Below are 12,709 nucleotides of genomic sequence, written 5' to 3'. Positions count from 1 at the left end.
CATTCGACACGTGAGAAGTGTTCTACGAGCAGACTTTTGCTGTCGCAGCTTCGAGGATGTCGAGTCCGCGATCGAGCTCTTCGATCGTGGTGGTCAGCGGCGGAAGAAGTTTGACAACCTCGTCCTTCGGGCCGGCAGTTTCCACCAGCAGGTGCTCTTCGTAAGCAAGCTTGGCGACCTTGCCTGCTTGTTCTGCATCGTCGAATACGAGAGCCTGAACCATGCCGCGACCGCGAGTGGAAACGCCTTCGTACTTGGCGCACAGCGCGATGAAGCGATCACGAATGTGCTCGCCCTTCGCGAGGATCTCCTTCTCGAACTTGTCGTCGGACCAGTAATGGTCGATCGCGACCTTCGAGGTCACGAAGCCGGGATTGAATCCGCGGAAGGTGCCGTTGTGCTCGCCTGGGCCCCAGACGTCGAGTTCTGGCTTGAACAGTGTCAGTGCCATCGGCATGCCGTAGCCGCCGATCGACTTCGACAGGGTGACGATGTCCGGCGTGATGCCCGAGTCCTCGAAGGAGAAGAACTGGCCTGTGCGGCCGCAACCCATCTGAACGTCGTCGACGATCAGCAAGATGTCGCGCCGCGAGCAGAGATCGGACAGTGCGCGCAACCACTCCGGTCGCGCGACGTTGATGCCGCCTTCGCCCTGGATGGTCTCTACGATGACCGCTGCCGGGCGGTTGAATCCACTGCCCGAGTCGTCGAGAACGCGCTCGAACCACTGGAAGTCCTCGTTGACTCCACCGAAGTAGTTGTCATACGGCATCGGTGTGCTGTGCACCAACGGGATTCCGGCGCCGGCTCGCTTCATCGAGTTTCCGGTGACAGCGAGCGCACCGAGCGTCATGCCATGAAAAGCGTTGGTGAAGTTGATGATCGACTCGCGACCGGTGACCTTGCGAGCCAACTTCAGTGCAGCTTCGACGGCATTCGTGCCGGTCGGGCCTGGGAACTGAACTTTGTAATCGAGGCCGCGCGGGTCGAGAATATTCTTCTTGAACGTCTCGAGGAATTCACGCTTGGCCACCGTGGACATATCGAGGCCGTGTGTGATGCCGTCGCTGGTGATGTAGTCGACCAACGCGTCCTGCATGATTTGATTGTTGTGGCCGTAGTTGAGTGCGCCTGCCCCGCCGAAGAAGTCGAGGTAGTCGCGCCCGTTCTCGTCGGTCAGCGTCGAATTCTTGGCAGTTTTGAACACTGCCGGCCACTGGCGGCTGTAGCTACGAACGCCGGACTCGATGGTTTCGAATACGTCCGGCTTTTCGGTGGTGTCGGTCGTGTCTGTCATGTATTGCGTGTTCCTTTCGCTGGCGCGCACGTCGGCCGGCCCTACTGTGTAGAGTTCCTCTGCTTCGTGGCTGTCAGGAAAATCGTCGGGCGCGAACAGATCTGTTTTTCCAATGTCGGTCCCTCGTGTTCGAGCAAGGGCCGTGAACAGTGCGATCGACGCTTCGTTGTCCGGGCTGATCGTTGTTTCCAGGTGTGTGATGCCCTGTGGGGTAAGGCGATCGAGAAGTTCGTTCAGCATCCGGCCGGCAAGGCCCTTACCCCGTTGATCAGCGTCGACTGCGACCTGCCACACGAAGAATGTTGTGGGAGAATCCTGTCGGGTGTAGCCGGTGACGAATCCCACTGCGCGAGAGTCGACGTCGGATACGACCGAGGTTGCTGCAAAGTCTCGACACCACAAAACGTACGAATAGCTCGAATTGAGATCGAGCACCTTTGAATCTCTTGCGATTTCCCAGAGCCGGACTCCGTCGGAGATCTTTGGCTTACGAAACTTCACTGCGTCCGGCGCAGTGACTGTGGTTGCTCTCAGCTGTGCGGGTTTCATAGCAAAGGTAAACGTAACAAGGTGCCCTTGGCATTTCACGTGCCTCGCGAAATTGGTGTCGAAAACACCCGTCCTTTCGCAGGTGGCAGCGTGAATGTGATACTGGTCACAAACTGGGCTTGTTGCTGTTGCAACTGGTCGAGGAGGGTGCGATAACTCGGCCTGCTCCGGCCGATGCCAAGTGTGGTCTTACCGATATCGAGGACTACTTCGGAGTTGCCAGAGCAAACGGGAGTACCGCATCTGCACCTGCGGCGCGCAGGGCCGAGCCGGCGCAAGTGAAAGTCCAGCCCGTATCGGTGACCAGGTCCACCAGAAGGATCGGTCCGGAGACCCCGTTCAGGTCTGGAACGAGCCAGGAATCGACGAGGCCGGCCACACGGAATGCCGAATTTGAGGCCGTCACTCGCGGATGGTCCGGCCGCAGGGCGAGAGTTCCGAGATCGTCGAGCCGTCCGATGCGGGCCAACTCGCCTGCGATCGAACGAACCAGCGTCGGATGCGTCGACGATTCCAGCGCGATCACGGAGGTCGGTCTCTTCGCCCAGTCCCACGAGGCCAGTACCGCGATGCAGGCCTGCACGAGGGCGTCGGGAGCTGGACCGTCGGGTGCATCGAGGGCTGCTCGCAGGCGCCCACCCCAACCCAGGTCGGTGAGGCGGCCCAGAACACGGCCGGGCTCGGGGCCGTCGGTGATCTTGCCGGAGCGGGAGACTCCGAGCTTCTTCATCCCGCTTGGCCATTGCTTTCGCGGAGGCAGGTCGAGTCCCGGGCGATCGAGACGCTCACGCGCAGACTGGACAGCTGCGGCGTCCACCTGAGGTGAGTAAGCCTTTCCTGTGCAGTTGTCGCACCGGCCACACGGATTCGGCTCGGCGCCGAGGCCTGGATCGTCCAACTGTCTCCGCAGGAATTCCATCCGGCACCCATCGGTGCGCTGATAGTCGACCATTGCTTGCTGTTCTGCGTCCCTGGCTTGCTCCAGGCGTTCGTAACGCGGTGCATCGTAAGCCCACGACTGACCGGTCGAAATCCATCCGCCTCGCACGCGCTGAACCGCCCCGTCGACGTCGAGCACCTTCAGAACCATCTCGAGTCGGCTCCGGTTGAGATCCACCAACGGTTCCAACGCGGGGGTCGACTGCGGCTTGACGGGGTCGAGAGCGTCGATGACCTGCCGAACGACGTGTTCTCGCGGGAAGGCCACGGACGCGAAATAGCTCCAGATCTGCTTGTCCTCGTGGCCCGGCAAGAGGATGACTTCGGCGCGGTCGGTGGCGCGACCCGCACGGCCGACCTGCTGGTAGTACGAGATGGGGGACGAAGGTGCGCCCATGTGGACGACGAATCCCAGATCCGGTTTGTCGAAGCCCATGCCCAGTGCGGATGTGGCTACGAGGGCCTTGACCTCGTTGTTCAGCAGGTCCAATTCCAACGCTTCGCGTTCGGTGGGGTCGGTCTGGCCGGTGTACGCGGACACGGCGAAGCCCTGATCCGACAGCAGGCTCGCGAGGTCGCGTGCTGCGGAGACGGTCAGGGCATAGATGATTCCTGACCCCGGGAGTTCGGCAAGATGAGCTGCGAGCCACGCGGCGCGCTCGGTGGTGTTCTCGATCTGGACCACCGACAGGTGGAGCGATTCGCGTTCGAGTCCGCCGCGGAGAACGAGGGTGTCTCCGCCACCGACACCGAGTTGCGCGGCGACATCGGCGACGACACGGTCATTTGCGGTGGCAGTGGTAGCCAAGACCGGAATCCCCTCGCGCAGTTCGGATATGAGCGTTCGAATGCGTCGGTAATCGGGACGGAAGTCATGTCCCCAGTCGGAAACGCAGTGCGCTTCGTCTACGACCACGAGGCCGGCGTCTGCTGCAAGTGAGGGCAGCACCTGGTCGCGGAAGTCCGGGTTGTTGAGCCGCTCCGGGCTGACGAGCAACACGTCGAGTCTGCCCGCAGCGACATCGGCATGGACGTCTTCCCACTCGGTCATGTTCCCGGAGTTGATGGTTGCGGCCCGCACACCGGCGCGCTCGGCGGAAGCTACCTGGTTCCGCATCAGTGCCAACAACGGTGAGACAATGACTGTGGGTCCGAGTCCCTGAGCGCGGAGCAGTTTTGCGGCGATGAAGTAGACCGCCGACTTTCCCCAACCAGTGCGTTGCACCACCAGCGCACGGCGGCGATGAACAACGAGAGCCTCGATTGCCGTCCACTGATCTTCGCGAAGACCGGCAGTGGGCCCGGCCAGCTCCCGAAGGAGCCGCTCCGCATCTGCGCGCAGGTCTACCGTCGACGGTTCGGTGGTGCTCATCTGTTCATCGTGCCGCACGTGTCCGACAGTTCCACCGCCCGCAGGGCGATTACGCTTCATCGAACACACGAGGAGGTGCCCTTGTTGGAGGAAGACCTGCCGTTCGATCCAGATGTGGACGACGACGCGGCGCAGATGACCGCGCCTGCGAGGCCTCTGCATCTTCGTCCGAGGGCACTCGCTCTCGTCTTCGTCGGCGGCGTGATCGGCACTGCGATGCGCTATGGAATCGAGATCGCGTTCCCGCAGGTGATCCAAGGTTGGCCCGTTGCCACATTGTCGATCAACCTGCTGGGAGCGTTCATGCTCGGTGTTCTGCTCGAGAACATGGCACGACGCGGTGCTGACGCCGGTGTCAGGCAACGGATTCGCTTGCTCGCAGGCACCGGGTTCTGCGGTGCTTTCACCACATACAGCACCTTTGCGCTGGAAGCAGTACTACTCACCAGAGACGGCTACCTGGTGACAGCGCTTGCGTACGGAATATCGACGGTACTCGTCGGTGCGCTCGCCGCGTGGGCGGGGATTGTCGTCGGCGCCTCGATGCATGTCGATCGGTCGGCGAGATGATCGTCCTCCTGTTGGCGCTGGCAGGCGCGCTCGGAGCAGTCTGCCGATTCGTTGTCGATTCCTTCGTCAAATCCAAGGTGCAGGGAACGCTGTTCCCGTGGGTGACGATCTGCATCAACATTTCCGGATCCATGCTCGTCGGATTTCTTGCCGGGCTCGTCGTCCTCGCGCAAGGGGCGACCGATCTGCAGACGGTCATCGGCACCGGGTTCTGTGGCGGATACACGACTTTCAGCACGGCGAGCTTCGAAACTGTTCGACTCGTGCAGGTCGGTAAGCGTTCACTCGCGCTGGCCACCGCGGTCGGAACCTTGGTGGGTTCGGTCGGAGCCTGCGCCGCAGGTTTCGTGCTCGCAGGCATCGTCTGAAAAAAGGGCCGAGCGATCCTCGGCCGAGGATCTCGACCTCCTGAGCAATGCACCCGCGGCGGTCGGCTCCAGGTACTGAAGACGGGTCGGCGATCAAGTACGCGGTGAGGTGGCGATGTCCAGGAAGTCTCGGCGTGGGCCGCGAAGAGGTTCACGCAGATCCCACACCGCGCACAGTTCCCGCGGCATCGTCACGGCGTCGATGTCGATCCGTGTCAATCGGCCATCGCGAAGGTCGGCCGCGACCGCCAACGAAGACAGGACCGTCGGTGCGTTCGCAGTCACCACGGCCGATTTGATCGCAGTGACCGAGTTGAGTTCCAGCAGCGGCGGTACCGTCGGGTGAACGGTGCTCTCATAGGTGGTGCGGGAACCGGATCCGAGTTCGCGTTGGACGAGTGCTGTTGCGGCCAGTTCGTCGACGGTGACCGAGCCTCGTGACACCCACGGGTGCTGCGGTGGAACGACGACGACGAGTTCGTCGGTTGCCACGATGCGAATTCCGAGGCCGTCCGGAATTTCCGGTCCTTCGACGAATCCGATATCGGCTCGACCCGCGAGGACCTGGTGGGCAACCTCGGCCGAGTTCATCAACCGCATCTGCGTTCGTACGTCCGGAAACCTAGCCCGCATCAGGACGATCCAGCCGGGCAACAGATGCTCTGCGACCGTCATGCTCGCGGCCACGGTGAGGCTCGCATTTTCCTCCCGCAGGAGGGATTGGACACCCGTCGCAAACTTTTCGGCGGCGCCGAGAACATTCCCTGACCACTCTAGTACGGCGACACCTTCGGGCGTGAGCACCACGCCGTGGCTGGTGCGGTCGAACACACGGAGACCGATGTCGCGCTCGGCTGCCCGAATTCGTGCGCTGACCGCTTGCTGGCTCAATCCGTGTTCCCGTCCGGCTGCGCTCATACTGCCCAGCCGTGCGACCGAGACCATCACGTCGAGCGCGGCAAGATCGGGGACCCGCGGAGACAGTGTCATTGTCGTGCTGCATTCGCGATGAGCGCGTCGATATCCGATCGCGATCCCGACGATGCTCCGGTGCCACGACGTGTCGCGGCCAATGCCCCTGCTGCACAAGCCCATCGGACGGAGTCCTCGGGGGCCTGCAGCCAGCGTGCCGCCAATGCTCCGGTGAAGGCATCTCCGGCACCGGTGGTGTCGATGGCGTCGACCCGTGGTGCTCGAGCCTCGAACGTCGACGCCGGTCCGCGGTATCGAGCGCCGTTGGCGCCGAGCGTGATGACGACGTGTGCAATGCGATCGAGGACGCTTCCGCCGACAGTGTCGGCTTCGGACTCGTTGACGATCAGGACGTCCACGACGTCGACGAGGGCCTCCGGGAGTGGTCGAACGGGGGAGGGGTTGAGCATGACCACAGTGCCGTGGGCTCGGGCGTGAACGGCGCCGGCGACGACCGTGTAGAGGGGAATTTCCAACTGACACAGCAGGATATCCGCGGCGGCAATGGTATCGAGTTCACGATCGGTCAAGGTGGACATCGTGGCGTTGGCGCCCGGGACGACGACGATCGAGTTCTCTCCGTGACGGTCGACTGTTACAGCTGCGATCCCGCTCGGACCGTCGGTGCGTCGGAGTCCGGACACGTCGACACCGGCCTTCCTGACGCTTCGTTCGAGGTCGACAGCGAATGCGTCGTCGCCTACCGCCCCGAGGAATGCCGCGTCGGCGCCTGCCCGTGCCGCCGCGATCGCCTGGTTTGCACCTTTTCCTCCCTGTGCAGTGTCGAAGGAGTCACCCAGGACGGTTTCGCCGGGCTCGGGTAGGCGTCGAGTCGTTGTGGTCAGATCCATGTTGATACTGCCCAGGACAACGATGCGCGGAGTCGTCATTCCACGACGATATGCGGCGTCCACGATGGCCTACATGTGCGCATGGAGTTTGCATGTTGCAGATTGTTGACAATCTGCAAATGCTCCACCACGATGGATCGCATGACCGCGCCGACACGCACGCACCTCAGCCCCGCACTCAAGCAAGCGACTCCGGTTGTCGTGGACCATGCACTGGGTAGCTGGATCTACGGCACCGACGGAAAACGGTATTTGGACTTCACCACGGGCATCGGTGTGACCAGCACCGGGCATTGTCATCCGCGCGTCGTCGAAGCGGCACGTGATCAAGTAGGCAAGATCATCCACGCGCAGTACACCACCGTCATGCACAAGCCGTTGCTCGAACTCACCGACAAACTTGGAGAGGTCCTGCCTACCGGGCTCGACAGTGTCTTCTACGCCAATTCCGGTTCCGAGGCCGTCGAGGCCGCAATTCGATTGGCGCGCATGGCAACCAGTCGGCCGAACATCATCGCATTCCATGGCGGATTTCACGGGCGCACCGTTGCTGCGGCGTCGCTCACCACCGCCGGTACCAAGTTCCGGTCCGGATTCTCTCCGATCATGGGCGGGGTGCACATCGCGCCGTTTCCCCATGCCTTTCGCTACGGCTGGGACATGGACACCGCTATCGCTTTCGCTCTGCAGGAACTCGACTACCTTCTCGCAACCATTTCCAGCCCGGCAGACACCGCTGGGTTCATCATCGAACCCGTGCTGGGCGACGGTGGCTACCTACCCACTCCACCCGCGTTCCTCGAAGGGCTACGTCGACGCGCCGACGAGCATGGGATCGTCTTCATCGTCGACGAGGTCCAGGCCGGTGTCGGACGGACCGGAAAGTTCTGGGGACACGAGCATTCGACTGCCACCCCCGACATCGTGATCACAGCCAAGGGCCTGGCTTCGGGATTCCCGATCTCGGCGATCGCGGCATCCACCGAACTGATGTCCAAGGCGTGGCCGGGATCGCAGGGCGGTACCTACGGTGGAAACGCCGTCGCCGCGGCTGCCGCTGTGGCCACGCTCGACGTCGTCCGCGACGAAGGCCTCGTCGAGAACGCGCGCCGACAGGGCGACGTGCTGCTCGACGGCCTGGTGGCACTCCAAACGCAGTACTCGGCCATCGGCGACGCTCGCGGACTCGGTCTGATGCAGGCCCTCGAATTCGTCGACGAGAACGGCAAACCCGACGCCGCTGCTGCCGGCCGCGTCCAGCAGACCGCAATATCGGAAGGCCTGCTGTTGCTCACCTGCGGCGCATTCGGCAATGTCGTACGAGTCATTCCTGCACTTGTCGTCACCGATGACGAGGTGACCGAGGGGCTCGATGCCATCGCCCGAACGTTGAAGCGCGCATTGTGACGGTGATCAGCGGCGTCGGACCGGTCCTCGACGAACTGCGCAGGGCGGGCGTCGACGTCGATGTGACCTCGCGGCGCCTGGCCGAGTATTCGTACGACGCGTCGAACTATCGCGTGCCTCCGGTCGCCGTGGTGTTTCCTCGCAGCACCGCGGACGTGTGCGCAGTAGTGAAGTCGTGCGTGAAGGGCAACATACCGATCGTGAGCCGCGGCGGGGGAACATCGATGGCAGGCAACGCGATCGGCGAGGGTGTGATCCTCGACTTCTCGCGGCACATGAATACCGTGCTCTCGATCGACGTCGAATCGAAGTCGGCCCTGGTCGAGCCGGGGATCGTGCTCTCGGAACTCGCCGAGACCGTGTCGGGGGCGAGCGGCGGCGTGTTGACTTATGCACCCGACCCATCGAGCAAATCACGAGCAACTGTCGGCGGTGCGATCGGCAACGATGCCTGCGGCAATCATTCGGTCCGGTACGGCCGGACAGCCGACCACACGATCGCTCTCGACATCGTCACTGTCGACGGGGTGGTGCTGCGGGCGACACGTTCCGGCGTCACGGCCCTCGATCCTCACGACGCCGTCGCAGTCGCCGCAGCGGCCCGAATCACCTCCGAACTCCGTACTCTGGTGTCGGACAATCTAGCCGACTTTCGACTCGAACTCGGTCGGATTCCGCGGCAGGTTTCGGGGTTTCACTTGTCGACGTTGTTGCCGGAGAACGGCTTCGACGTCGCACGTGCCCTCGTCGGCAGCGAAGGTACATGCGCGATCGTCGTCGCCGCGACCGTCGCGCTCGTTCCGGTCCCGCCTGCTGCGCTGCTGTTGAGTTTGGGATACGCCGATGTCGTCGAAGCAGCCGAGGATGTCATGACAATCCTCGAATTCTCGCCGGCGGCGGTCGAAGGGATCGACGAGAAGATCGTCGAGACGATGCAGCACCGAAGGGGAGCGGACTCGGTTCAAGGCTTGCCTTTGGGAAACGCCTGGCTCTACGTCGATCTCGATGGCGAGAACCTCGCCGAAGTCGAGGACAAGGCTGGGCGATTGCTCGAGCGTTTACGTGAGCTCGGCAGGGTGATGGATGGGCGCATCGTCGCAGACCTCGTGGAACGAAAATCGCTGTGGCGTGTTCGGGAGGATGGTGCAGGACTGTCGGCGCGTCTTGCCGGCGGCGGCGAATCCTGGCCCGGCTGGGAGGATTCCGCAGTCGCACCCGAGAATTTGTCCGCGTACCTCGCAGACTTCCGTGACCTTCTTGCCGCGCATTCGCTCACCGGCGTGATGTACGGGCATTTCGGCGCCGGGTGCATGCACGTCCGTATCACTTTCGACCAACGCAGTGACGCCGGAAGAGCGGTGATGGCGACCTTCCTACGTGAAGCCGCCGAACTGGTAGTCCGGCATGGCGGTTCATTGTCGGGTGAACACGGAGACGGTCGGGCACGGTCGGAACTACTGCCGATCATGTACTCGACCTCGATGCTCGACGCATTCGCGCGGTTCAAACGCATCTGGGATCCTGCGGGCGTCCTGAATCCGGGCAGCATCGTCGATCCGATGCCGATGATGAACGACCTTGCATTGCAGGGTGTTCCGAATCGTGAATGGAAGACGACCTTCGAGCTGCATCAGATCGGAACGAAGCCGGACTTGGATCCGTTCGTGCACGCAACACAGGCATGCGTCGGCGTCGGGCGCTGCCGATCCACCTCCGGTGGCGTCATGTGCCCGAGCTATCGAGCGAGCGGGGACGAGAAGGATTCGACCCGTGGGCGTGCCCGCGTCCTTCAGAACATGGTTCGCAGTAGCGCGACTGTCGCGGCAGGGTGGGCTTCGAAAGATGTCAAGGAATCACTGGACCTGTGTCTGTCCTGCAAGGCCTGTTCAACCGACTGCCCCGTCGGGGTGGATATGGCGACTTACAAGTCGGAGTTTCTCGATCATCACTACGCGGGGAAGTTGCGCCCGATGGCGCACTACTCGCTGGGCTGGCTGCCACGCTGGTTGAAAGTGACGTCGATCCTGGCACCGGTACTCAACCGCGCGATGTCCCCGCGAACCGGCGTGATCGCTGCGAGAATCGGCGGTCTCACGACCAAGCGACCGCTCCCGCGGTTCGCCTCGCGACGGGAACTACGCACGCAGACAGCGGGATCGGTACCCGGAGGTGATGTCGTGCTGCTCATCGACTCCTTCACGAAGGGGTTTCGGCCGGACATCGTCGGTGCCGCGGTTCGCGTTCTCGCCGAGGGCAACCGGACAGCAGAGTGCAGGACCGACGTGTGCTGCGGGTTGACGTGGATTTCGACGGGGCAGCTGGCAACCGCCAAGAAGCAGTTGAGCAGAACTGTTGCCGCACTGGACGATGGCACCGATCGGCCGATCGTCGTCACCGAACCGAGCTGTGCGGCAACGCTCCGCAAGGATATGCCCGAACTGGTGGGCACCGAGGCGGCTCGGCGGGTCGCCGCACGGGTGCAGAGTTTCGCAGGCGCGGTGATCGAGCTGGCAGCCGCGGGGTGGAGTCCGTCGGCCGACGTCCCCGAAGCAGTCACCGTGCAGACCCACTGCCACGAGTACGCAGTGTTCGGCGAAGCCACACAGCGAAAGGCGCTTGCTGCCGTGGGGATCGGCGGAGTCGACGAAGCGACCGGCTGCTGCGGGGTGGCAGGTAACTTCGGCTTCGAACCGGATCACTACGACATGAGCATGAAAGTCGCCGAACAGGCCCTGGCACCAGCGGTACGACGTGCTGAGCCGACCACGCCGATCCTGACCGACGGCTTCAGCTGCCACATGCAGGTGCGCCAGCTGACCGGCAACCAGAACGCGGCGGCCTCGATGCACCTGGCGCAACTCCTCGATCCCGCACCTTCGACACGTTCGACCCAGACCCCCAGGAAGGGGCATCAGCTATGACGTCCATGACGCGCCCGGCCATCACCTCGCCGACCCAGCTGTTCATCGGCGGGACCTGGCGAACAGCGAACAGCGCGAGGAAGTTCGACGTCGTCGATCCCGCAACCGGCGAGGTGATCGCCGTCGTCGACGATGCCGACATCAGCGATGCCGAGGCTGCGATGGCAGCCGCCGTCGCAGCGCAGGAGTCCTGGGCGCAGACGGCACCGCGCACTCGAAGCGAGATTCTTTCTCGTGCATTCCACTTGATCATCGCCAGGACCGAGGAACTGGCGGCCATCATCACCGCAGAAATGGGCAAGCCGCTCGCCGATGCCCGAGGCGAAGTCGCATACGGTGCAGAGTTCTTTCGATGGTTCTCCGAAGAGGCGGTCCGCATCTCGGGCGACCACACGCTGACCGGCGATGGGAAGAACCGCATCATCGTCACCAGAGCCCCGGTCGGTCCTAGCATTCTGGTGACGCCGTGGAACTTTCCATTGGCGATGGGCACCCGAAAGATCGGCCCCGCGCTTGCTGCCGGATGCACGGTGGTGTTCAAGCCGGCCGAACAGACTCCGCTGACCGCGCTCGCGCTCGCCGCGATCCTCCTCGAAGCAGGGGTTCCCGACGGCGTAGTCAACGTGGTCCCGACGACCGACGCCGCAGGAGTCGTCGGATCGTGGATGGCCAGCGGCTCGGCGCGGAAGATCAGCTTCACCGGCTCCACCGCCGTCGGGAAGATTTTGCTGGCGCAGGCAGCTCCGACCGTGATGCGGACGTCGATGGAACTCGGCGGGAACGCCCCGTTCATCGTCGCCGAGGACGCTGATCTCGACCGGGCCGTCGACGGGGCGATGGTGGCCAAGATGCGCAACATGGGCGAGGCATGCACAGCGGCCAATAGGTTTCTCGTCCACCGCTCGCTCGCCAACGATTTCGCTGCCGAGCTCGCTGCTCGCATGGGTGCCTTGACAGTCGGTGCCGGCAGCCGGCCCGGTGTCGAAGTGGGGCCGCTCATAGATCGCAGCGGCCGCGCCAAGGTGCAACGCCTCGTCGACGATGCACTCGCGCGCGGTGCTCGGGCGGTGGTGGGTGGGCAAGAGGATCCTGGGCCAGGATATTTCTACCCTCCGACGGTGCTCGACGATGTCGACGCCCGATCCGATCTCATGTCGACCGAGATCTTCGGTCCCGTTGCCGCGATCGTTCCGTACGACACCGAGGACGAAGTGATCGCGCTTGCCAACGATACCGAATGGGGGCTTGTGGGTTACGTTTTCACGCAGGACATCGATCGCGCATTGCGTATGGGGGAGCGGCTCGAAGTGGGGATGGTGGGCATCAACACCGGTCTCGTATCGAACCCCGCTGCCCCGTTCGGCGGCGTCAAGCAGTCCGGACTCGGCCGCGAAGGCGGCAAAGTCGGTATCGACGAGTTCTTGGAATACAAATACTTCGCAATCCCTAGGTCCTAGCAGGAG

At 63.1% G+C, this 12,709-nt stretch carries 9 protein-coding genes and 1 pseudogene; 5 read left to right on the top strand and 5 right to left on the bottom strand.

The genetic code is table 11. From position 1 onward, the window contains the following. Positions 1–22: 22 nt before the first annotated feature. The 3 genes and pseudogenes from ectB to O1W68_RS13835 all read right to left on the bottom strand — a co-directional run bounded on the left by ectB (position 23) and on the right by O1W68_RS13835 (position 4,157). On the bottom strand, positions 23–1,297 hold the full coding sequence (ectB, locus tag O1W68_RS13845; protein ID WP_269304560.1) for a diaminobutyrate--2-oxoglutarate transaminase: 1,275 nt from the start codon (positions 1,295–1,297) through the stop codon (positions 23–25). A gap of 48 nt (positions 1,298–1,345) precedes the next feature. Next, positions 1,346–1,846 (bottom strand): annotated as a pseudogene (gene ectA, locus O1W68_RS13840) (diaminobutyrate acetyltransferase); the annotation flags it as partial. 205 nt (positions 1,847–2,051) lie between these two features. Then, positions 2,052–4,157: a RecQ family ATP-dependent DNA helicase gene (locus tag O1W68_RS13835; RefSeq protein ID WP_269304357.1), complete on the bottom strand. Its 2,106-nt coding sequence runs from the start codon at positions 4,155–4,157 to the stop codon at positions 2,052–2,054. A 135-nt stretch (positions 4,158–4,292) separates the two neighbouring features. Here O1W68_RS13835 and crcB (O1W68_RS13830) point away from each other — a divergent pair, with 135 nt between their 5' ends. Beyond that, positions 4,293–4,727 carry a fluoride efflux transporter CrcB gene (gene crcB / locus O1W68_RS13830; RefSeq protein WP_269304558.1) on the top strand — a complete coding sequence of 145 codons (435 nt, stop codon included), beginning with the start codon at positions 4,293–4,295 and terminating at the stop codon, positions 4,725–4,727. Next, complete coding sequence (gene crcB / locus O1W68_RS13825; RefSeq protein WP_269304355.1) at positions 4,724–5,095, top strand: fluoride efflux transporter CrcB; 372 nt, start codon at positions 4,724–4,726, stop codon at positions 5,093–5,095. Before crcB (O1W68_RS13830) ends, crcB (O1W68_RS13825) begins: the two co-directional genes overlap by 4 nt. A gap of 93 nt (positions 5,096–5,188) precedes the next feature. On the opposite strand, the gene O1W68_RS13820 is transcribed toward crcB (O1W68_RS13825), so the two are convergent. Further along, the gene (locus O1W68_RS13820; RefSeq protein ID WP_269304353.1) at positions 5,189–6,085 is read right to left on the bottom strand and encodes a LysR family transcriptional regulator; all 897 of its coding nucleotides are present in this window, start codon (positions 6,083–6,085) and stop codon (positions 5,189–5,191) included. Next, positions 6,082–6,957, bottom strand: coding sequence for a ribokinase (locus tag O1W68_RS13815; protein WP_269304351.1), 876 nt, complete (start codon positions 6,955–6,957; stop codon positions 6,082–6,084). Before O1W68_RS13815 ends, O1W68_RS13820 begins: the two co-directional genes overlap by 4 nt. A 102-nt stretch (positions 6,958–7,059) precedes the next feature. Between O1W68_RS13815 and O1W68_RS13810 the strand changes: the two genes are divergently transcribed. The 3 genes from O1W68_RS13810 to O1W68_RS13800 are packed head-to-tail and all read left to right on the top strand — an operon-like array spanning position 7,060 to position 12,703. After that, on the top strand, positions 7,060–8,325 hold the full coding sequence (locus O1W68_RS13810; protein WP_269304350.1) for an aspartate aminotransferase family protein: 1,266 nt from the start codon (positions 7,060–7,062) through the stop codon (positions 8,323–8,325). Then, positions 8,322–11,246 (top strand): FAD-binding and (Fe-S)-binding domain-containing protein, encoded by a 2,925-nt coding sequence (locus tag O1W68_RS13805; protein WP_269304348.1) that lies wholly within the window; start codon positions 8,322–8,324, stop codon positions 11,244–11,246. Before O1W68_RS13810 ends, O1W68_RS13805 begins: the two co-directional genes overlap by 4 nt. After that, positions 11,243–12,703, top strand: coding sequence for an NAD-dependent succinate-semialdehyde dehydrogenase (locus tag O1W68_RS13800; RefSeq protein ID WP_269304346.1), 1,461 nt, complete (start codon positions 11,243–11,245; stop codon positions 12,701–12,703). Before O1W68_RS13805 ends, O1W68_RS13800 begins: the two co-directional genes overlap by 4 nt. The last annotated feature ends 6 nt before the right edge of the window (positions 12,704–12,709 follow it).

The organism is Rhodococcus sp. H36-A4 (genome assembly GCF_027158005.1).
Lineage (GTDB): Bacteria > Actinomycetota > Actinomycetes > Mycobacteriales > Mycobacteriaceae > Rhodococcoides.
This window is presented reverse-complemented; position numbering and strand designations above follow the sequence as displayed.

Coding starts and splice junctions, on each gene's coding strand:
- crcB (WP_269304355.1), top strand. CDS start 4,724: ATGATCGTCCTCCTGTTGGCGCTGGCAGGCGCGCTCGGAGCAGTCTGC.
- O1W68_RS13810 (WP_269304350.1), top strand. CDS start 7,060: ATGACCGCGCCGACACGCACGCACCTCAGCCCCGCACTCAAGCAAGCG.
- O1W68_RS13835 (WP_269304357.1), bottom strand. CDS start 4,157: ATGAGCACCACCGAACCGTCGACGGTAGACCTGCGCGCAGATGCGGAG.
- crcB (WP_269304558.1), top strand. CDS start 4,293: ATGACCGCGCCTGCGAGGCCTCTGCATCTTCGTCCGAGGGCACTCGCT.
- ectB (WP_269304560.1), bottom strand. CDS start 1,297: ATGACAGACACGACCGACACCACCGAAAAGCCGGACGTATTCGAAACC.
- O1W68_RS13820 (WP_269304353.1), bottom strand. CDS start 6,085: ATGACACTGTCTCCGCGGGTCCCCGATCTTGCCGCGCTCGACGTGATG.
- O1W68_RS13815 (WP_269304351.1), bottom strand. CDS start 6,957: ATGACGACTCCGCGCATCGTTGTCCTGGGCAGTATCAACATGGATCTG.
- O1W68_RS13800 (WP_269304346.1), top strand. CDS start 11,243: ATGACGTCCATGACGCGCCCGGCCATCACCTCGCCGACCCAGCTGTTC.